We start from the raw sequence: 20,090 nt of genomic DNA on the forward strand, positions 1-20,090 counted from the left end.
CCCAATTAATTCCTGAGCGATTGGTAAAGCAGGCGGCGAATTAGTTCAACTCAACTCGCACAATTCGAAAAGAAATTTTACTCCCCATTCGAACTGAGCCCATTAAAATCCCTGCTGACCGGCAATCAATGAAATTAAAGCCCGGCAATTTTAGCGAAGAATCTCATAAGAGCTATAATGCGCCGGACATTTAATTCAATCGGGACAGAGCTTATGGGTGATCAAATAAATTCACAGGAATTCCACCTCTCCCTGAAACAGATTTCCCAGGCTCCAGGAAGTGGCACCCTGCGCTACCTGAGCTATCGAGATCATACCGCCAAGCTCGGCCTGGAGTATTCCGGTGAAGCCCCTTTTCCCGGTGAGGCTACGGACTTTACCCCGCCCCCCGAAGAACCGAGTGCACTTGAAGCCATTTGGTGTATCACCCTGCTGAGCCCCTCTGCCTCCCTATCCCAACTCCAATACCTTCTGCGATTTTTTGATGAACAACAGTGGAGCCTATTCGCCGCTGATACTTTGGCACAAAGACGCGATCGCACCGTAATCCGCTTCCAAATTGATGGCGATCTCGATTTTGACACCGCGCGCCTGGCCTGCCTTGGAGTGGCCGATGAGTTGGGAGTAGACCTAACAATCCAGGCTTCTGTTACCCAGAGGGTGCCAAAGCTGGCGGGCTTTGATATGGATTCAACCCTCATCGATGCCGAGGTTATCGATGAACTGGCAAAAATTACCGGTATCGGTGATCAGGTCGCCGCCATTACTCAGGCCACAATGGCCGGTGACATGGATTTCTGCGAGAGCTTTAAACGGCGCATGGCCTTGCTAAAAGGGTTTTCAGAGCAGCGTTTGGCAGAAATTGCCCGGGAATTGCCGTTAAAAGAAGGGGCCTATGAATTGCTGGCAGCCTTGCGCGCACTGGGCTGCAAAACGGCACTGCTTTCTGGCGGCTTTACCTACTTCGCAGAATTCCTGCAGCGAGAGCGCCTGCCCCTGGATTATATCCATGCCAATGAACTGACATTTGCCGAAGGGGCCCTCACCGGCGAAGTAGTGGAACCCATTATTGATGGCGATCGTAAACGCAAGTTACTGCAGGAAATTGCCGGAAGCTTAGATTTGGCACTGGAAAGTGTTGTTGCTATGGGTGACGGCGCCAACGATATTCCCATGTTGAATTTAGGGGAGCTGGGTATCGCCATTCACCCCAAGCCCAAGGTGAGGCTACAGGCCCCCCAGGCCATCAATCTGTTTGGCCTGGACGCCGCCCTCTACTTATTTGGTCTCAATGACCAACAAATTGCCAAGCTCGGGGTATAACCCGGCTTAGCTCTTAAAGCATCGCGTGAGGAAAAGGGAAACTCGGCCGCTTGTTGTGATCTGTGCAAGCACTGGGCCCGGGTTTCTGCCCACAACTGGCAAGAAAAAGCCCCAGGACAACTATTAATAAAGCCCGTTTATACATAGGTGCCTCCCTTCCTGAGTAAAATCTCTGGGCAGCAGAGTACGCAAAGGCAATCCATTTGAACAGCCGTTTAATGATTTTCATGCCAGAAATCTGGCGTATTAATCACGCTACCGTACCAGTTCACTTAGCTATAAAAACAAACTGAAAGAATGCCCATAAAAAATATTTTGTGGAGCACAACTTTAGCATTAGCCAAAGTGGAAGGGAAAAAGAAAGGGGAGAGTTGCCGCAACTCACATATTGACCTATGGGAATTGCGACAACTGGGAAAAGAGAGCGATTAACTCTCTTTCTTACCGTAAATTACCAGGCTATTTACTTTCACCGTCAGCGGGTGATAACCCACCTTGGCGCGCTCAAAAATGCGTGCAGCCACATCTTTTTTACCGGTCTCAACCATATTGCGATACAGCGGGCGCAGGAACTTGTTGCGGCCGATACTGGTGAGGAAATTCTCAAGGCGCTCGAAGGCCGGCTCGTAGTCGTTGCGCACTGCAATCATCAGCCAGCTGAAAGCCACTTCGTTATTGCGGGATTCGGTCAGGCCAAAGGCGCCGTCCAATTCCTTCAACTGCGCTTCCGTCAGTTTCTCCGGCATACCATCGAGGAAGTACTTCCACTGGTGGAAAGTCCAACCTTTGGTATCGATATCCTTCGCCGCCAGTTTGCCGTCCAACCACTGTTGACGCACTGGATCTAATTTAGTGAAGGCATCGGACTGCGGATGCGGCGCACCTTCGGGAATACCCGGATCGAAGATCCACTGAAGGATACGATCGCGGTCCAGCTTGTCAGCGTGCTCAACCAGCAGGGTTTTGTCGAGGTACTTAACGAAGTCTTCGGTGGTGATGCTCTGGAAGGAGAAGTGGTTGAAGTACTCCATCAGGAAGCGGTCAAACGCTTCGCGACCTACTTTCTGCTCCAGCTCATACAGGAACAGGGAGCCTTTCTCGTAGGGAATATTGGAGAAGACTTCATCGGGGTCACGTCCGCGCAGGTCGATCGCCATAATCTCATCGCGAGGCTCTTTATCAGCCAGATCCGCTTGCAGGTCGTCATAGCCCAGGGCCATTTCCATCTGGTAGCGCTCATCACCGTAGACGAACTGCATAATGCGGTTAGTCAGGTAGGTGGTGAAACCTTCATTCAGCCAAAGGTCTCGCCAGCTGGCATTAGTCACCAGGTTGCCGGACCAGGAGTGGGCCAGTTCGTGGGCAATCAGGGCTACTAGGCTCTTATCGCCGGCGATCACCGTCGGAGTGATAAAGCTAAGGCGCGGGTTTTCCATACCGCCGAAGGGGAAGCTGGGCGGCAGAATCAGCAGGTCGTAACGATCCCAGTGGTAGGGGCCATAAGCCTTTTCGGTCACTTCCAGCATAGATTCGGTATCGGCAAACTCCGCCGCTGCAGATTCCAGCATGGAGGGCTCAGCGTAGACACCGGTACGCTCGCCCATGGGCTTGAACTTCAGGTCACCAACCGCCAGGGCAATCAAATAGGAGGGAATGCGCTGGGGCATTTCAAACTCGTAGACGCCATCTTTGGCTGACTGCGGGTCATTGTTCGCACTCATGACTGCGCGCAGTTCTTTCGGAGTGCGTACAGTGGCGTTGTAAGTGAGACGAACTTTCGGGGAATCCTGCAGCGGAATAAAGCTGCGCGCATGGATCGCCTGGGCCTGGGTAAACAGGAACGGATGCTTTTTACCCGCAGTCTGCTGGGGCTCCAACCACTGCACGCCAGAAGCGCCCGGCGCTGTGCGGTAGCGGATAGTAATGCTGTCGGCATCTTCCGGCAGCTCAATATTTAGCGGGGTGCCCAGGTGACTGTCTTTCTCGCCCATGGAGAATTTTACTGGCGCGCCATCGGCGGACACAGAAACCACTTCCAGCTCGCGGGTATCGAGCACCATCGGCAGGTTCTTGTCGTTGAGGCGCTTGAAGTCCAGCTTGGCTTCGCCTTCGAGAACCTTGCGGGAGAAGTCGACAGTCAGGTCCAGATCCAGGTGCTGAATCTGGTAATCATTGCTGTTGGCGAAAGAGTGGTAATCCACACCGGACTGCGGCGCTTTTTCAACACCCGGCTTCTTCTCGATCACAGCGGACGCCTTCATCGGCGCGCTCGCACTGTCTAATTCGGCCTTAGAAGGCTCCGACTTGGAACAGCCACCGGCAACGGCAAGGCCGCCAACGATAAGACTGGTACACAGTAAACGGGGCAACATGGGTCTACTCCCTGAGTTCAGCTTTTCAATTTGCGCCACAGGATACCTGACAGAGCGCAGATGAGAAACGACAGGGGACTCTATACCCGCCGTAAGCGGGCACACCGATCACCCGCTCGAGCCACGGGTACCGACGGTCATGCCGCGTTTTGCCAATAAACCAGATTAATGTCTCAGTTTCGTCGCCCTAGGACGAATTTCATGACTAATAGCAGTAAGGGAGGAAAAATACTGACCGGGAATTAATACATCGTTCACTTTCCAGATTCAGACTGCGGTTCTTTTATAACAAGCACTACAAGGAGAACCCCATGTCTCTGTCCCGGAGGCGGTTTCTACAATTTTCCGGCGCAAGCCTGGCAGCCCTGCCCCTACTGAAAGCCTACGGTTCCGGCCAGGAGCCCTTCCAGCACGGCGTGGCCAGCGGTGACCCCCTGGCAGATCGCGTAATTCTCTGGACCCGTATCACCCCATCCGCCGATCCGGAATTCCAGTCCATGGTGCCCTACACCTGGCAGATCGCCCTGGACCCGGAAATGGCCATGGTGATCAATAGCGGCAGCGGTATTACCGGGCCCGATGTGGACTACACCATCAAAGTGGATGCCAGCGGTCTGCAACCCGGCACCAGTTACTACTACCGTTTCTACTCTAACGGTATCGACTCGCCCATAGGCCGCACCCGCACCCTGCCCATCGGCCATGTGGATAAGCTGCGCTTTGCGGTTACCAGCTGCTCCAACTATCCCATGGGTTATTTCAATGTTTACCGGGAAATTGCCCTGCGTGCAGACCTGGATGTGGTACTGCACCTGGGGGATTACATCTACGAGTACGGACCCGGTGGCTACGGTACCGGCACGGGCCTGGGGCGAGAGCCAGTCCCCGCCAAGGAAATGGTGGATATTCAGGATTACCGCCTGCGCTACGCCCAGTACCGCTCCGACCCGGATTTACAGGAGGTACACCGCCAACACCCATTTATCTGTGTCTGGGACGACCATGAAACCACTAACAACGCCTGGGCCGGCGGGGCTGAAAACCACAATGTCCAAGATGGCGAGGGCGACTGGTTTGTACGCCGCTCGGTAGCCAACCAGGCCTACTTCGAGTGGATGCCCATCCGCGATAACGGCATCTTTGATCTATTTGGTGACAGGGCCATCTACCGCAGCTTCCGCTTCGGCAACCTGATGGACCTGATGATGCTGGATACCCGCATCGCCGCGCGCTCCGAGCAGGCCAACTGGTTCGATCAGCAGACCGCCGACGACCCGGAGCGCAGCATCCTCGGTACCCAGCAGGAACAATGGCTGCACAGTAGCCTGACCCAGTCCCAGTCGGATGGCGTACGCTGGCGGGTATTAGGGCAACAAGTAATGATGGCGCAACTCACCCTGGCTCGGGATTTGTCTGTGAATATGGACCAGTGGGATGGTTACACCGCATCCCGCGAGCGCCTGTTCGACCACATTGCCGACAATAATATCGACAATTTTGTCGTCCTCACTGGAGATATCCACAGCTCCTGGGCCTGGGACCTGGCCAGCAATCCTTTCAGTATTTTGAAATACGGGCGCCTGACCGGACGCGGCGCCCTCGGCGGAGAATTTGTCACCCCCGGAGTAACCTCCAGCTTCCTGGACAAATCCCACCTGACGGATGTTGCAGCGATTGCTATGGACGGGTTAATACCACACCTCAAGTGGGTGGAGATCACCCAGCGCGGTTACCTGTTGATGGATGTTTCCCACTCCCGCGCCAAGGCCCACTGGTATCACGTGGATACAGTCACCAGTCAGAATTACAACGCCAGCCTGGCAAGGATTTATAAGCAGGAAGCCGGGCAGAACCATATCCAGCGTGCCTGGAGTGAGAGCACTTCCGGCGAGCTGGTGCCGGAGCCGGCACCGCAGTATGGCGCCCTGGCTCGCAATACCATTGCGGCCCTACGCAGCCGCTACAACGTCTGATTTACAGGCAATAAAAAACCGCACCCCTGTAAAGATGGTGCGGTTTTTTAAAGGCCTACCGCGAGAGTTTATTCGAGACTGAAATCGAAGTTCATATCCTCCGCCGGCGCCTGCACATAGTACCCCTGAATATAATCAGTACCGGTCTGCCACAAAGTCGGCAGCATACTGGCCTGCTCAATATGGGGCACTATCACCTTGGTATCCGCCTCACCCAAGCGCTGTACCAATCCTGCCAGGGAGTCACTGCTCTCGCCTTCATCCTGGACCTCGCGCACGAAGGAGGGATCGATCTTGGCGATATCCACTTTCACATGCTCAAGAGCCTTGAACGGATTGAGTCCAGTGCCGAAATGACAGACCGAAACGCGACAACCCAATTGCTGGACCTGAGTGGTAAAGTCCCGGGCCGCGTGCAGGTTGCTGTTGATATCCTCCTGACGCAACTGGAAGATCACCGTTCCCGGCGCAACCTTGGCAGCTTTGAAGGCAACCCCCAGCCAGCCGGGTAAGCTGCTGTCCACCAGTGAAGCAGTGGTGATATGCAGCATCAAAGAAATATTCTTACCCTCAGCCCTGGCGGCTGCGGCGGCCTTGATCGCGGTAATAATTACCCAGCGATCCATTTTCGCCGACAGACCCGCATCGCCGAGTTCCTGCAGGAAGGCCAGCGGCGCCAGCTCTTCCTTGTCATCGAGCATACGCACCAATACTTCGTACAGCTGCTCGCCAGTTCCCTGCAAACTGAGGATTGGCTGGTAGAGCAACTTCAGACTGCCAGCTTCCAGCGCTTGTACCACCCGTGCACGGTGATAGGTATCGGCGTCGGCACCACCTTCAGTATCCGGCTCGTAGAGCGCAAAATTCCCACCTTTCTTCTCTTCACCCAAGGCCTGCTTGTGAGCAGATAGCGCTTGGTCCAGCACCTGTTGCGCACCGCTGGAGGCCTCACTCATCAGGGAAATACCGATAGAGGCAGTAATTTGCAGGGTTTTGCCATCTGCATCGAAGATGGTATCGGAAATCTTCTTCAATATATCCTGCGCGCGTTGCTCGATGCTGTCCGGAGTTGTATTCGGGCTGAGCAGGCAGAAGGCATCTTCACTGTAGCGGGCCAGGGTATCGCCACTGCGTTGGCAGGATTTGAGTAATTCCGCCATGCCTTTTTGCAGTGCGTCGGCACCTGCCACTCCAACAACTTTCAACACTTCATCTTCAAAGCGATCCACTTCTATCAGCATCAGACCGCCAGTATTGTGGGAGTCCGCTGCAGATTTGATGCTGGAATCCAGTACCTGCAGGAAGTGCTGACGGTTGAAAAGCCCGGTCAGCGGATCGCGATTCTTGATATCGCTGAGCTGCGCTTCCAATTGCTCCGTATCACCCCGGCGCGAGGCAATACGCACCTGCAGACAGCGCTCATCGTCGTAGGTGGTGCTGAGTACCTCTGCGCGGGTAGGCAGGGAATCGCCAGAGGCGGTCTTAGCGGTAAATTTCCACTCTTTCGCCTCCAGCTCATTGTTGTCGATAGCGCAGCTTTTGAGGAATTCACGCCCCTCTTCCTGCTCATTTTCAGCCAGCATATCAATCAGTGGCTGGTATTCGATGTCCTCGCCAGAGTCGTAACCAAAGCGCTCTGCAAGGGAGTCATTGGCGTAGACGATCAAGCCATCAGATATATAAGCGATGGCATCTTTGGAGCTATCGAGTAGCTCCTTGGCACGGTTAAGGGTCGCGTGATAGCGCCGGTCGTGTAGGCGAGCCTGACGGCGATTGGCGAGCGCCCCCAGCTCCCGCTGTATCACAAAGAGAAGGTGTTGGTCTTCATCCACCACTACGACATCGCGGGCTCCGAGCTTCAAACCTTCCACCACGGGTTGGGCACCGGTGCGCTCGGTCAGCATAATTACCGGGACATCTTTTTGCAGCTTGCTGATGGTGCGCAACGCCACTGAGGGGGGCACTTGAGTACTGCTTTCAGCCGCGATCACTAAATCCCAGGTTTTATCCTGGAGCAGGCGGTTAAACACAGCCTCGCTGGCCACATGCTGTGCTCGGTTGGGACGGCCTGCGTTGTGCAGCATACTCACAAGGCGCTGGGCTTCCGACGGGGTATCGTGAATCAGGAGAAGTCGTATTGTGTCGTTGCTACTCATTATTTGCTCTATTTTTTTAATGGCGGCACACAGCTACCGCTGGCGGTAATTTTAGGGGGCGTCAAGGATGGCATACAAGGGTAGATCAAACTGGTACCTGTGATCTAAATCACACAACGCTCCCCTATAAAAGCTTCCGCCTTTCCCATTTGCGAAACCACAGCCGCTAACCAAACTTTCCCAACCTAAGAAGCCCCTGAATACAGCGCTATAAAGCGAAATAGCAGCTGCTGAATAGGTCGACCGGCCAACTATATCTGGCACGGGCGTTACGGGGTTAGCCTAGATCAATTTGGCGATATTTATTCGCCCAACCTATTTCTCTTCATGAAAATCCCTGTCGAATACACAAAGACAACCCTTACAGCTATCAGCTGAGGTTTAGCTATGCTCAGCAACTACCGGGGACTTTGATGGGACGCCGGGGATTTCACGCACCAGTTTGGGTACCAGATAACCGGGTAACTGCTGGCGGAGATGTTCGATTAACTCCAGCGCTTTCGCATCAGAGACTTCAAAATGTGCGGCACCATTTACTCGATCCAGCTGATGCAAATAGTACGGAAGTACTCCTGCTGCAAAGAGGGATTCGCTCAACGCACCCAGCGCCTCGCGACTATCATTGACGCCTTTTAATAGCACCGCTTGGTTGAGCAGGGTGACCCCTGCGCTTCGCAACTTTTGCAGAGACTCCCGCACCTCACTATCAATTTCATTGGCGTGGTTGCAGTGCAACACCAGCACGGGCTTCAAGCGGGAACCGGTAAACCAATCCAACATTTTCTGGTTTACCCGGCTGGGAGCAACTATCGGGAGGCGGCTGTGAATTCGCAGCTTATCTACATGGGGAATCTCAGCCAGCTCATCGGTGAGCCAGGCCAGTTGACGGTCACTCATTACCAAAGGATCACCGCCGCTCAAAATCACTTCGCGCAGCTCAGTGCGCGCGCGAATGTAGTCTAGAGCTGCCAGGCTCTGTCTGCGAGTTAGGTGGTTGTCGCCGTAGGGGAATTCACGTCGGAAACAGTAACGACAATTGACCGCACACTGGCCCGCAGTGATCAGTAGTAGGCGCCCGTGGTATTTGTGAACAACTCCAGGCAGAGGGTTAGCCTCTGCCTCTTCAAGGGGGTCTGCACTAAATCCCGGCACTCTCTCCAACTCATCCGCACCGGGTAAAACCTGTAACAACAATGGGTCTTCGGGATCGCCGCAACGCATGCGCCGGACAAAGGGGCGCGGCACGCGCAGGGAAAAGCCAGAAGCTGCTTGCAAGGCCTTCGGGAGGTTACGCGGGTCTAGCTGTAGTAATTGAATCAACTCTGCCGGATCAGTGACCAGATCAGACAACTCATCCTGCCAGCAGCGGGATTCCTGTGTGTCGATAAGCTCTATACCGGGGGCCGATGATGACGCCATCATGGAGATACACTACAAAATAAGAGATTGTATCAGATCCCCCACTGCAATCTCCCGCCACCACTGACAGTGATGCCCCACGAAGGGTGCCGTGACCAGGTAGACATGGGAATTCGTACAGACCCATCAGAGAAATGGCATCTGTTTTAGACCCTGTCTAGTGAGTTAGTTGAACCCTCAAATCGATTCCCTAGGGTAATTACATAAACTGAATTTATTTTTGCAGAAACCCTATAAACATAATCAAAAAATCTTCACCAATCTTCTGTGGAAAAATATCGGATAGTTGGACTGTATCTTTAAGCAACTAGAGCCTTAACTCTTCTTTACCTGAATTTAGGAGCCGACTCATTACCGGCGAAGCAAGTATTCACTCTACCTACCAATAAAAACCCCTACCCCACAAAACACTCCATTGCAATAAAGAAAATCTACACAGTCGACATTTCCACAGTGAATTCAGGAAGCAAAAAACATTCTCCTTGAGAAATTCGGCAAGGATAAAGCAAAGCAAAAATTATTTATTAATAAAATTTTTATCACTAGAAAAAACATCTTCTAAAAACCACCAACAAATACCAAAAAATTCATAATTCCCTTATTCACAATAGGGATAATTCGGTGTTAATTTAAACGCCGGCAAAGAAAAACCATTTTGTCGACACCGCCATAGGCGGGCACTATCAAGAAACAAATAAAACACCTAAAAGGTGTCCAAACAGTAAGTTTAGAATTACAAAAAGGAATTACTCAATGGAAATGCAGCTTGAATTGCTTGAAGCCAATAAAGACCTACTGATTGAGCAAACTCGCGCACATCCTTTCTTGAAGCGTTGCCGTGAAGGTTCCATTACGCTGGACGAATTAAAAATATTTTTGGTTCAACAAGGGATCTACAGTGGATTTTTTGTTAGATACCTCTGCGCAATGATGGCAAACCTCCCGAGTAACCACGAAGTCCTGGAGCTTGCCGAAAATCTAATGGAAGAGCTGGGCCTGGAACCAGACAGCCCCAAACCCCATGCAGAAATCTATCGCGAAACCCTCGAGCATTTTGGTTTGACCCTGGAAAACGCAGAAGTTTTACCAGGCACTCAGCACCTGATCGATACCATGTTCAAAAACTGTCGGGACCTCAGGGCCAGTGCAGGATTGGGCGCCCTATGCCTGGGAGCCGAAGCCTTGGTACCCGATTTATATACAGATATTGTTGCCGGATTCCGCTCTTGCGGCGTAACCGATGCAGAAATGCAATTTTTCCTGCTGCATATTGAATGTGATGACGGCCATGCAGAAACCATTCGCGATATTATGGTAGATATCGGCTCCAAGGATCCCAGCCAACTGGACATAATGCTCGAAGCCGGGCGCCACCTCGTAGAGGCCCGCTTACAATTCTTCGATTCTATTGAAACCGCCTACCACTCCACTAAACATAAAAAAGCTGAAGCTGTTACAGCTTAATGAGCAAGCACTTATCAACCCACTCACAGGTGTTGTTGGAGAAAGCACGGGCATAGGGAAATGCCACCAACATAAATTCGACAGAGATCGAATCATTTTGAGTTAGGTTTTTAAAAATTATTCTGCGATAAGAAAATAAAAAAGGAAAATTTATTAAATATCGCAGAATTAATATGACTTGCTGTGAGAATTGGAGATAACAATGGCTGAAACACTATCACTGGCAAAAAACGAACTGGTTAAACGAGCCAGTGAAGCAATGAAACAGCACCTCAGCACCCCCGAGTGGTCTCTGAGAGAAAAGCTTGCGCTGACTTGCCGAATTTTATTTAACGATGGCCACGACTCCGGCCTGGCTGGGCAAATTACCGCCCGCGCGGAAAAACCCGGTACTTATTACACCCAACGCCTGGGCCTCGGCTTCGATGAAATTACCTCATCCAACTTATTGGAGGTCAACGAAGACCTCGAAGTACTGTCCGGAGAGGGCATGGCCAATCCGGCCAACCGCTTTCACTCCTGGATCTACCGGGCGCGCCCCGATGTGAACTGCATCGTGCATACCCACCCCATGCACGTATGTGCGCTTTCCATGCTGGAGCGCCCGCTAAAGATTTCCCATATGGACGCCTGCATGTTGTATGAGGATATTGCCTTCCTCAAAGACTGGCCGGGTGTACCCGTGGGTAACAGCGAGGGCGAGCTGATTTCCGCCGCTATTGGGGACAAGCGCGCAATCCTACTGGGACACCACGGCCTGATTATGGCCTGTCGCTCTGTAGAGGAAGCTTGTGTAATGGCGGTTCAGTGCGAGCGCGCTGCCAAACTGCAAATATTGGCTGAATCAGCCGGCACCATCCAGGATATTGATCCCGAACTGGGCCGCGAAGCCCACGACTGGATTCTCCAGGAAAAACGCACGCAAGCGACTTTTGCTTACTTTGTGCGCCGCATGCAGAGAAAAGGTTATGGCGGCGGGGACGACCCATTAAGTTAAGTGCTTTTGTGCAATGGGCTAAAGCCCATTGCACTGCCGGCTGCCCCAATAATTGCAGCTTGGCTATAACAACCGAAGCGCCTCCCCTCCATTTCTCTCTGGCTATTCGTTCAAGCTCCCACCCTCCTGTATAATCCCGCTCCATCATGCAGGGCTGGCGGTGAAGTCTCTTTTCCCCAGCCAGACGAGTTACCTGCGGCTACCATTTGTGGCGGAAGCGGAGGGCGTTAGCCCAGCCTTGGCCGGAATCGGCTAGAAACAAAAAACTCGTTAAAAATCATATAGATAAATGACTTAAAGGGCTCTATTTGCTATGGCTAGTTACTCCACTAACGAATTCAAGGGCGGCCTCAAGGTGATGCTGGACGGCGACCCCTGCTCAATCGTGGAAAACGAATTCGTCAAACCTGGTAAGGGCCAGGCGTTCAACCGCGTGAAGCTTCGCAACCTGAAAACCGGTCGCGTATGGGAACGCACCTTCCGCTCCGGTGAAAGCCTGGAAGCGGCGGATGTGATGGATCGCGAAATGGAATACTTGTATAACGATGGCGAGTTTTACCATTTCATGGAGCCCGAGACTTTTGAGCAGCACCAAGCCAGCAGCGATGCTGTGGGCGATGCTTCAAAATGGCTCAAAGAGCAGGATATCTGCACTGTAACCCTGTACAACGGCTCTCCGCTGGCAGTTACTCCGCCCAACCACGTTATCCTGGAAATTACCGATACCGATCCGGGCCTGCGCGGAGACACCGCCCAGGGCGGCACCAAACCGGCCACTTTGGCTACCGGCGCTGTTGTGAAGGTTCCTCTGTTCCTGGAAATCGGTGAAACCATCAAGGTAGACACCCGCACCGCCGAATACCTGGGCCGTGCCAAGGAAGACTAAGTACCTCCTCCCCTCGAGCGGCCTACGGCCGCTCACCTCCAGAGCTACCCCTCATGAGCACAGATACCTGGCGCCCCACCGCCACTATTGCAGCCCTGCGCCAACGCGCTGCGCTACTCGCTGAAATACGCACATTTTTTGCTGAGCGAAATGTTGTAGAAGCCGAAGTTCCGGTGCTATCCCAGCGCGCCACCAGCGACCCCCATATCGAGTCCATCACCACCGAATGCCGGGGCGAAAGCGCCTACCTGGCCACCAGCCCGGAATTTGGTTTAAAGCGTTTACTCGCCGCAGGATTCGGAGATTGCTACTACTTGGGTAAGGCTTTTCGCCAGGGCGAATCCGGCGGTCGACACAACCCCGAGTTCACCATGTTGGAGTGGTACCGCTGCGGTTGGGACGATCACCAACTGATGGAGGAGGTCGCCAAGCTGCTCTGCGGTATTTTGGCGACGGACCAGGTTCAGTCCCTCAGTTACCGGGAATTGTTTTTGCGGGAGCTGCAACTGGACCCCCACAGTGCCAGCGAAGCCGAGCTGATTTCCTGCGTTAAGCGGGAAATGGAATTGTCTTTTGCACCCCGTGAACGCAGTGAGTGCTTGGACCTGCTGATGAGCCACCGCCTGGAACCCACCATGAGGGAGGGCATCACCCTGCTCTACGACTTCCCCGCAGAGCAAGCGGCACTGGCAAAAGTGGTGGCGGACGAACAGGGGACCCCCGTAGCCAGGCGCTTCGAAGCCTATGTGGGTGGATTGGAACTGGCCAATGGCTATTGGGAGCTGACCGACAGCACGGAGCAGCAGCGCCGCTTTGAAAAGGATCTGGAATACCGCCGTGCTAACCAGCGCCCTGTACACCCCTTTGAAGAGCGTCTGGTTGCGGCCCTAGATCAAGGCATGCCCGAGTGCGCCGGGGTCGCACTGGGAGTCGACCGATTGCTGATGTTAAAAGCCGGTTACCAATCGATTGATGAAGTTATCGCCTTCCCTTTCAGTCGGGCTTAGCGGCCGCCGGCGCCGGAGTATATTGATAGCGGGCAACCTCGCCAACTGCAAAAAAGCCACTATCGAGCAGTAGCTGCTGACGATCCGCCGGCACTAAAGCCACAAGATTTTTATGGTGGCTACCCTGGGCAGCGGTTAGCAGATGCTTGAACAGGGCCCGACCAATCCCGCGACCCCGGTAATCCGGAAGTGTCACCAGGTCATAGAGCCCCAGTGCATCCGCTGCCGCAAACAGGCAACCGGCGGCCACCGGCACACCATCCAGCTTAGCGAGAAATAATTTCAGTCGCCCGCGCCGCTGCTCGGGGATTTCCTGCAGGCCCTGATAGAAGTGCGCCAACTGTGCCCCCTCCAGCTCCCCTGCCGCCGCTGCCTGCACCGCGCCGTAATCAAGCAAGGCCTCTTTTTTCACCGCACTAATGGCCAACTGTTCCACTACCGGAACCTCGGCAGCGCTGAGTCGGGGTATCTCAGCGGCCATAGCTACCTGGGACTGGCGCCGCTTTAGCCCAAGCTCATCCAAAGCGTCATTGTCCAGGGGTTTGGAGGCACTGTGCCAAAGGGTGAAGGGGCTGTGCCGCTCGGCAAAATAATCCAGCGCAAAACGCTGAATAATGCGCGGCGGCATTACCATATTGGAAATCACCTGATTGAGCCCAATGGAAGGCAGGCCGCTATCACTGCGGACAATACCTGTAATTTCCTTGGTGCAATCCGGAGTTACCAGGCTCGCGCGGTAATCCGCATAAGCCTCCAAATTTCGGCAGGTAAGATTTTTAGCGCTGAGACTATATTTCATGGGTCAAAGGATAGTGCCAAGAACAGTGCCGTTGCATCATTTCCCCAGTGATCCTAGCCCCGCAGCCTGTGTTCGCCACGGAGCGACAAGCCTTACTTCTGTACTTGCGACAGGGCACACTGGTCCATGGATAATGCCGGTTCAGCACAGGTGGCTGCCCCGACAACTTTTGCCGGCACTCCGGCCACTAACACCTTTGCCGGTACCGTTTTAAGGACCACACTTCCGGAAGCAATTTGGGCGCACTCGCCAATTTCAATATTGCCCAGCACCTTGCTGCCCGCACCGATTAAAACCCCGTGGCGGATTTTCGGGTGGCGGTCCCCGCTCTCTTTGCCAGTGCCGCCCAGTGTAACGGACTGCATGATGGAAACATTGTTTTCCACTACAGCCGTTTCACCTATAACGATACCGGTCGCGTGATCCAGCAATATACCGTCACCCATACGCGCAGCCGGGTGAATATCCACACTGAATACGACAGAGACACGGTGCTGTAAGAACATAGCCAGGGAGCGGCGCTGCTGCTGCCACAGCCAGTGGGCCACACGGTGAACCTGCAAGGCGTGAAAGCCCTTAAAGTACAGGAAGGGCTCGTGCAGGGAGTGGCAGGCGGAATCCCGCAGGTAAATTGCGTTCAAATCCGCTCGCGCCGCATGCCCTATGGAAGGGTCAGCCTGTAGCGCCTCATCGATAACCTCGCGAATTAACAGCGCCGGTGCCACCGCATTGTCCAGCTTGTTGGCTAGGTGAAAGCTGAGCGCCGCCTCCAGGGAATTGTGGTTCAGGATGGTCGCGTGTAGAAAGCTGGCCAGGATCGGCTCCCGCTCTACCTGCTGCGCCACCTCTATACGAATCTTCTCCCAGATCAGATCCGCCTCAGCCTCGGTGCATGTCGCATCCATTATTGCTTTCTCCATGTTACACAGCCCCCAGGGTCAACGGGGGCTCCAGCAGCGCAGACTGCTGCTCGCGCAATGCCAGTATATGCTCTGCCCAGTAACGGGCAGTATTAAACCAGGGAAACGCCTGGGGAAAAGCCGGGTCCTGCCAGCGTCGCGCCAACCAGGCGGCGTGGTGCATCTGCCGCAGGCAGCGCAGAGGCTCCACCAGCTGCAACTGCTGGGGATCAAAACTATAGAAGGTTTCATAGCCTTCCAACACTGCATCCAGGTAAGCGGTTTGCTCTGCGCGATTGCCGGAAATCAACATCCAGATATCCTGGATCGCCGGCCCCATCAGGCAGTCGTCCAAGTCCACAAACCAGGGAGTCTCATCCCGCCACAGGAAGTTGCCACTGTGACAATCACCGTGCAAGCGCAGCATATCCCAGTCCCGCTCAAACAGCGGGGCTATCTGTTCGATAATGTGGCCAGTGACGGAAGCGTAGGCCTCGCGGTTCTCACGTGGCAGGAAATCTCCATTCAGAATAAATTCCCGGCTATCGATTGCGAATCGCTGCAAAGTGAGGGATGGGCGATAGCTGAAAGGTTTGGCGCTGCCGGCCGCATGAATACGACCCAACATGGTCCCCACCTGCTCCAGGTGATCAAAGTTATCCAGCTCCAACTGGCGACCGCCCCGCCGGGGGAAAAGCGCAAAACGGAATCCAGCGGACTCCATCAGGGTGCGCCCATCAAACTGTATCGGTGCCACCACAGGAATTTCGGCCTCTGCCAGCTCCAGAGTGAACTGGTGCTCCTCCATTATCTGCTCATCACTCCAGCGCCCCGGGCGATAGAACTTGGCAATCAACGGCTCGGCATCTTCAATACCCACCTGATAGACGCGGTTTTCATAACTGTTTAGAGGGAAAATACGCGCATCAGAAATCAGTCCGGTAGTCTCAACACAGTCGATCACCACGTCCGGCGTGAGGGCTTCATAGGGATGATGATTCGAGGTCATAGTGGGTACCAACTGGATTGCAGCTGGCTATGCTAACGCGGTCGCGGGGGCGGGGACAAACTGAGAAATGTGCCGCAAGCTAAAGCGGCCATCTCAAGAGGATTTCACGCAGGATAGGAGCGGTGACACCATCCAATGCCAACCGCACAAAAAACTGCCTTAGTCGCCATTTGCCCGCTGTTGCTGCAATAGCTGAACCATTCGGTCACGACCAAAGACTTCGGCAAAATCCTCGGCGGAGTGGCCGGCCTTATTCACCTGCTGCGAATCGCAATCCTGCTTTAGCAGGGTTCGTGCAAGGGCAAACTCACCGCGAAAAATCGCTGCCATCAGGGCAGTATTGCCACGGCGATCCTGGGCACAGGCATCTGCACCTCTCTGCAACAGGTAATCCACAGCTTCCCCGTTGCCGTTGTAAGTGGCAATCATCAGTGCTGTGTAACCTTTCGGGTTGCGTACATCCAGGGGGAAACCCGCTTGCGAAAATTCACGCAGCACCTCGGTATCACCAATCCTGGCTGCGGCAAAATAATACTGAGAGAGTTCGGTAAAATCAGATTCCGTTTTTTCCGGCTCCCCTGCCTGAACCCCCAGGGTGAGAAAGAGTAGTGCGAATAAAAATGATCTCATAATTTCACCTGTATAAATTTAGCGGGCGACAGAGGTCGCCCGCACCTGGGTAAAAATTACCGGGCCAGTTTTTTCACGCGATCCAGATCGCCACCAGCCGCTTTGGTTAAGCGCTGTCCGTAGTCCTTGTCCGCTCGATAGAAGTGGCTCAGCATAATGTGCTTAGTGTTTTCATCACTCACTTTACCCAGATCACCAGCGAGGTTTTCGATCAGATTCTGGCGCTCTTCAGGACTCAGGCTGCGGTAGAAAGCACCCGCCTGGGCAAAAGGCAGTTTCTTTTCAATGGCCTTTTGCTGGGTGCTGCCATTCAACGCCTTGTTGCTATAAATACCTTTGGGGTCCTCGGTGCGCGTATCGATACGGCTCGGCTGATAGTTCACATCTGAAGTCTGTTGGCTGTAATTACCCGCCCCATCCTGGTTCCAGTTATTTACGGCAACACGGGGACGGTTGATAGGCAATTGCTGGTGGTTGGCCCCCAGACGATACATTTGCGTATCGGAGTATGAGAACACGCGACCCTGCAGCAGGCGGTCTTCCGAAGGCTCAATACCCGGCACAATATTGGCTGGCGCAAATGCGGATTGCTCAGTTTCCTGGAAGAAATTTGTGGGCACACGATTGAGTGTCATGGTGCCAACTTTGGTTTCCTTCACGTCCAACCACATTTTGGTGGCGTCCAGGGGGTTGTAATTGAAGCTGCTCAGCTGTGAGGGCTTCAGTACTTTAATAAACAGATCCCACTGCGGATATTCGCCTTTTTCAATCGCGGCATACATATCGCGAGTTGCGTGGCTGAAGTCCTTGCTCTGAATTTCTGCTGCCTCTTCCGCAGTCAGGTTCTTAATGCCCTGACGGGTTTTCCAGTGGAATTTCACATAGTTCACTTCACCCTTGTCATTGATAAATTTATAGGCGTGAACACCCCAGCCATCCATCTGGCGCAGGTTAGCCGGTGTACCGTAATCGGAATAGACCCAGCTCAGCATATGGGTGGATTCCGGCACATGGCTAAAGAAATCAAAGAAACGGTTGGGGTCCTGTTGATTAGTCACCGGGGAGGGCTTTAGGGAGTGAACCATATCCGGGAATTTAATCGCGTCGCGGATAAAAAATACCGGCAGGTTGTTACCCACTAAATCCCAATTGCCTTCTTCCGTATAAAACTTGGTGGCAAATCCACGGGGATCGCGCAGGGTTTCCGGGGAACCTTTTGAGTGAATTACTGTTGAAAAACGCACAAACACTGGCGTTTTACTACCGCGCTCAAACACCGCTGCGCGGGTTAAATCACTGAGGTCAGCCGTCGCAACAAATTCACCGTGAACACCAGTTCCACGAGCATGAACTACACGCTCGGGAATACGTTCACGGGCAAAACGCTGCAATTTTTGAATCAGTTGAACATCTTGCAGCAAATTACCGCCATTTTCTCCGGCGGTTTGTGCGTTCTGGTTGTCTCCGACAGGGGCGCCATTATCGCGAGTCAATGTCTCTGCATTGGCACCGCCTATCAGACCGATAGTTAATGCAAATAAGGGTAAGTATTTCATGGGATTATTTATCTCTACTGCCATCTCTATTACAGGAGTAGAGCTTATAGGGGAGAACAATAAGCGGGAAATTAGACCTTGTTATCGCTCTTATAGCAGGGATCAATAACGGTGAGTCAGAAAGAGCAATTCAGATTTTTTAGCAAGTCAAAATAAAGTAAATGCTCAATCAGATTTTTTTCGCCTGGGCATAAGGTACCAAAGCACAGCGGCAATCAAAAAAAGTGCGGGAATATCTCCCATCAAATTGATTCGCTCTGTTTTATCCACCAATGCCTGCACCAACATAATGACGGCGTGTACAAGGCTGGACCATATAGTGAACCAAATTAAACTGGCATTTGCGGCGGGATTTTTTGCAGCGCGTATTAAAAACACCCCCAAGGTGACATAAATACCGATAATCATTTGCTCGTATTCTGGCTGCCGCGGAGTCCAGCCCCACCCTTCCGGCCAAATCCACATCATCATCGGGTAAATCGCCAGAATAAAAAGCACTCCTACAACGACCAGCGCTATTGGCAGGTATTTTGCTCGAGTTGCCTCGTTCATAAATTACTCCCAAATCTCGATCGACTTATTCCTGTAAGTCCCCTGGTAAATGACACACCACTTCCAGGTTATGTCCATCGGGATCAAGTACGTAGGCGGCGTAATAATCCGGGTGATATTGTTCGTAGACAGCCGGTGCGCCATTGTCTTTACCCCCGGCCTCCAGGGCCAAGCGATAGAACTCCCTGACCACCTGCCGCTCTTCAGCGCGAAAGGCGATATGCAATTGTGGAGTGGTGCTGGTCCCTCCACGAATCCAGAGTTCCGCTTTATCCGCCCAACCAAAGCCCGCCCAATCGTCAAACTCCATCACCAACTGGTATCCCAGTGGCATCAGTGCCTGCTGATAGAAGTCCTTACTGCGTTCATAGCTGTGCACATAAAGGCGAATATGATCAAGCATCGTATAAACCTCGGGAGGGAAGCGGATACTTCTGCAAGATAGCCTAGCGAGGGGAGTCACGCCGACTTTTAAACGTACGAGACCAAGAGGAGGTTGTGGCAGGTGGTTCACTTCATGCAATCATACCCGCCACTGAAGGTTGGGATTAGGGGGAGATATACCAGTGATAAATACCGTAAGAAGCGACGCCCAGACCAAAGAACAGCTGCCCCACCAACAAAACCCTGAAAGCGAAAGTGTAACGGGCCAAGTCACCTCGGCGAATGGCATCGTTGGAAAAAATTCTCGCTTCCTCCGGGAATCCCATTTCCAGGGTTTTCAGTGCCGGAACTGCAAGCTTGAGAAGCTGGCGGCTGCGAATGTCCATCAGCCAAAATACGGTTACCAGTATGACCACAAACCCTCCCAGCAACGCCAGGATTAGAGGGTGGAAGTCTTTCTCCATGGCAGTGAAAATTCCGCCCTCAACAAACATGGTTAACACAACAAAAAAATTAAAAACCTTGAGGCGCTGATCGGCGGCGAAGCGGTAGTGATCGCAGAGGTACTGTCCCTGTTCCAAACGGAATCTCCTTAACTGTAAATACCCTTAAAACAATATCCGGAGTTAGAGGGTTACTAACTGTGCAAAGCAGCAGGCATTTA

At 53.1% G+C, this 20,090-nt stretch carries 17 protein-coding genes; 6 read left to right on the plus strand and 11 right to left on the minus strand.

Annotated elements, in window-relative coordinates:
- Positions 1 to 213: 213 nt before the first annotated feature.
- Positions 214 to 1,323 carry a phosphoserine phosphatase SerB gene (gene serB / locus ACJJI6_RS15035; RefSeq protein WP_475711059.1) on the plus strand — a complete coding sequence of 370 codons (1,110 nt, stop codon included), beginning with the start codon at positions 214 to 216 and terminating at the stop codon, positions 1,321 to 1,323.
- 428 nt (positions 1,324 to 1,751) lie between these two features.
- On the opposite strand, the gene ACJJI6_RS15040 is transcribed toward serB, so the two are convergent.
- Positions 1,752 to 3,695, minus strand: coding sequence for a M1 family metallopeptidase (locus ACJJI6_RS15040; protein WP_475711060.1), 1,944 nt, complete (start codon positions 3,693 to 3,695; stop codon positions 1,752 to 1,754).
- Between the two features lie 311 nt (positions 3,696 to 4,006).
- Here ACJJI6_RS15040 and ACJJI6_RS15045 point away from each other — a divergent pair, with 311 nt between their 5' ends.
- On the plus strand, positions 4,007 to 5,668 hold the full coding sequence (locus ACJJI6_RS15045) for an alkaline phosphatase D family protein (protein ID WP_444892634.1): 1,662 nt from the start codon (positions 4,007 to 4,009) through the stop codon (positions 5,666 to 5,668).
- 68 nt (positions 5,669 to 5,736) lie between these two features.
- Here ACJJI6_RS15045 and ACJJI6_RS15050 read toward each other — a convergent pair whose 3' ends face one another.
- Both ACJJI6_RS15050 and epmB read right to left on the minus strand, forming a co-directional pair.
- On the minus strand, positions 5,737 to 7,824 hold the full coding sequence (locus ACJJI6_RS15050; protein WP_444926510.1) for a GGDEF/EAL domain-containing response regulator: 2,088 nt from the start codon (positions 7,822 to 7,824) through the stop codon (positions 5,737 to 5,739).
- Between the two features lie 381 nt (positions 7,825 to 8,205).
- Positions 8,206 to 9,246, minus strand: a complete 1,041-nt coding sequence (epmB, locus tag ACJJI6_RS15055) for an EF-P beta-lysylation protein EpmB (protein ID WP_475711062.1) — start codon at positions 9,244 to 9,246, stop codon at positions 8,206 to 8,208.
- 750 nt (positions 9,247 to 9,996) lie between these two features.
- On the opposite strand from epmB, the gene ACJJI6_RS15060 reads away from it, so the two are divergent.
- The 4 genes from ACJJI6_RS15060 to epmA all read left to right on the plus strand — a co-directional run bounded on the left by ACJJI6_RS15060 (position 9,997) and on the right by epmA (position 13,597).
- On the plus strand, positions 9,997 to 10,707 hold the full coding sequence (locus ACJJI6_RS15060; protein ID WP_444918856.1) for an iron-containing redox enzyme family protein: 711 nt from the start codon (positions 9,997 to 9,999) through the stop codon (positions 10,705 to 10,707).
- A gap of 202 nt (positions 10,708 to 10,909) precedes the next feature.
- On the plus strand, positions 10,910 to 11,704 hold the full coding sequence (locus ACJJI6_RS15065; protein ID WP_475711063.1) for an aldolase: 795 nt from the start codon (positions 10,910 to 10,912) through the stop codon (positions 11,702 to 11,704).
- Between the two features lie 313 nt (positions 11,705 to 12,017).
- Entirely contained in the window at positions 12,018 to 12,590 is a 573-nt protein-coding gene (gene efp / locus ACJJI6_RS15070; RefSeq protein ID WP_108731510.1) for an elongation factor P, read from the plus strand.
- 53 nt (positions 12,591 to 12,643) lie between these two features.
- On the plus strand, positions 12,644 to 13,597 hold the full coding sequence (gene epmA / locus ACJJI6_RS15075; RefSeq protein WP_475711065.1) for an EF-P lysine aminoacylase EpmA: 954 nt from the start codon (positions 12,644 to 12,646) through the stop codon (positions 13,595 to 13,597).
- On the opposite strand, the gene ACJJI6_RS15080 is transcribed toward epmA, so the two are convergent.
- From ACJJI6_RS15080 to ACJJI6_RS15115, 8 genes are all read right to left on the minus strand, one after another.
- Positions 13,584 to 14,396: a GNAT family N-acetyltransferase gene (locus tag ACJJI6_RS15080; RefSeq protein ID WP_475711066.1), complete on the minus strand. Its 813-nt coding sequence runs from the start codon at positions 14,394 to 14,396 to the stop codon at positions 13,584 to 13,586. The two genes, epmA and ACJJI6_RS15080, sit on opposite strands and share 14 nt — an antisense overlap.
- A 92-nt stretch (positions 14,397 to 14,488) precedes the next feature.
- Positions 14,489 to 15,316, minus strand: coding sequence for a serine O-acetyltransferase (cysE, locus tag ACJJI6_RS15085; RefSeq protein ID WP_413664156.1), 828 nt, complete (start codon positions 15,314 to 15,316; stop codon positions 14,489 to 14,491).
- 1 nt (position 15,317) lies between these two features.
- Entirely contained in the window at positions 15,318 to 16,304 is a 987-nt protein-coding gene (locus ACJJI6_RS15090) for an SrkA family protein kinase (RefSeq protein WP_444918853.1), read from the minus strand.
- 159 nt (positions 16,305 to 16,463) lie between these two features.
- The gene (locus ACJJI6_RS15095; protein WP_475711067.1) at positions 16,464 to 16,934 is read right to left on the minus strand and encodes an ankyrin repeat domain-containing protein; all 471 of its coding nucleotides are present in this window, start codon (positions 16,932 to 16,934) and stop codon (positions 16,464 to 16,466) included.
- A 56-nt stretch (positions 16,935 to 16,990) separates the two neighbouring features.
- On the minus strand, positions 16,991 to 18,490 hold the full coding sequence (locus ACJJI6_RS15100; protein ID WP_475711068.1) for a catalase: 1,500 nt from the start codon (positions 18,488 to 18,490) through the stop codon (positions 16,991 to 16,993).
- Between the two features lie 165 nt (positions 18,491 to 18,655).
- The gene (locus tag ACJJI6_RS15105; RefSeq protein ID WP_444906580.1) at positions 18,656 to 19,042 is read right to left on the minus strand and encodes a DUF6632 domain-containing protein; all 387 of its coding nucleotides are present in this window, start codon (positions 19,040 to 19,042) and stop codon (positions 18,656 to 18,658) included.
- A 25-nt stretch (positions 19,043 to 19,067) separates the two neighbouring features.
- Positions 19,068 to 19,445 carry a VOC family protein gene (locus ACJJI6_RS15110; RefSeq protein WP_413664152.1) on the minus strand — a complete coding sequence of 126 codons (378 nt, stop codon included), beginning with the start codon at positions 19,443 to 19,445 and terminating at the stop codon, positions 19,068 to 19,070.
- A gap of 145 nt (positions 19,446 to 19,590) precedes the next feature.
- Complete coding sequence (locus ACJJI6_RS15115) at positions 19,591 to 20,007, minus strand: hypothetical protein (protein WP_444906581.1); 417 nt, start codon at positions 20,005 to 20,007, stop codon at positions 19,591 to 19,593.
- Positions 20,008 to 20,090 lie beyond the last annotated feature (83 nt).

It is taken from the genome of Microbulbifer maximicatervae (SeqCode), from assembly GCF_056232625.1.

Bases quoted from the DNA above. Each gene is read 5' to 3' on its own strand.
- efp (WP_108731510.1), top strand. From the start codon at position 12,018: ATGGCTAGTTACTCCACTAACGAATTCAAGGGCGGCCTCAAGGTGATG.
- ACJJI6_RS15040 (WP_475711060.1), bottom strand. From the start codon at position 3,695: ATGTTGCCCCGTTTACTGTGTACCAGTCTTATCGTTGGCGGCCTTGCC.
- ACJJI6_RS15065 (WP_475711063.1), top strand. From the start codon at position 10,910: ATGGCTGAAACACTATCACTGGCAAAAAACGAACTGGTTAAACGAGCC.
- ACJJI6_RS15105 (WP_444906580.1), bottom strand. From the start codon at position 19,042: ATGAACGAGGCAACTCGAGCAAAATACCTGCCAATAGCGCTGGTCGTT.
- ACJJI6_RS15110 (WP_413664152.1), bottom strand. From the start codon at position 19,445: ATGCTTGATCATATTCGCCTTTATGTGCACAGCTATGAACGCAGTAAG.
- ACJJI6_RS15095 (WP_475711067.1), bottom strand. From the start codon at position 16,934: ATGAGATCATTTTTATTCGCACTACTCTTTCTCACCCTGGGGGTTCAG.
- epmB (WP_475711062.1), bottom strand. From the start codon at position 9,246: ATGATGGCGTCATCATCGGCCCCCGGTATAGAGCTTATCGACACACAG.
- cysE (WP_413664156.1), bottom strand. From the start codon at position 15,316: ATGGAGAAAGCAATAATGGATGCGACATGCACCGAGGCTGAGGCGGAT.
- ACJJI6_RS15050 (WP_444926510.1), bottom strand. From the start codon at position 7,824: ATGAGTAGCAACGACACAATACGACTTCTCCTGATTCACGATACCCCG.
- ACJJI6_RS15100 (WP_475711068.1), bottom strand. From the start codon at position 18,490: ATGAAATACTTACCCTTATTTGCATTAACTATCGGTCTGATAGGCGGT.
- ACJJI6_RS15060 (WP_444918856.1), top strand. From the start codon at position 9,997: ATGGAAATGCAGCTTGAATTGCTTGAAGCCAATAAAGACCTACTGATT.
- epmA (WP_475711065.1), top strand. From the start codon at position 12,644: ATGAGCACAGATACCTGGCGCCCCACCGCCACTATTGCAGCCCTGCGC.
- serB (WP_475711059.1), top strand. From the start codon at position 214: ATGGGTGATCAAATAAATTCACAGGAATTCCACCTCTCCCTGAAACAG.
- ACJJI6_RS15045 (WP_444892634.1), top strand. From the start codon at position 4,007: ATGTCTCTGTCCCGGAGGCGGTTTCTACAATTTTCCGGCGCAAGCCTG.
- ACJJI6_RS15080 (WP_475711066.1), bottom strand. From the start codon at position 14,396: ATGAAATATAGTCTCAGCGCTAAAAATCTTACCTGCCGAAATTTGGAG.
- ACJJI6_RS15090 (WP_444918853.1), bottom strand. From the start codon at position 16,304: ATGACCTCGAATCATCATCCCTATGAAGCCCTCACGCCGGACGTGGTG.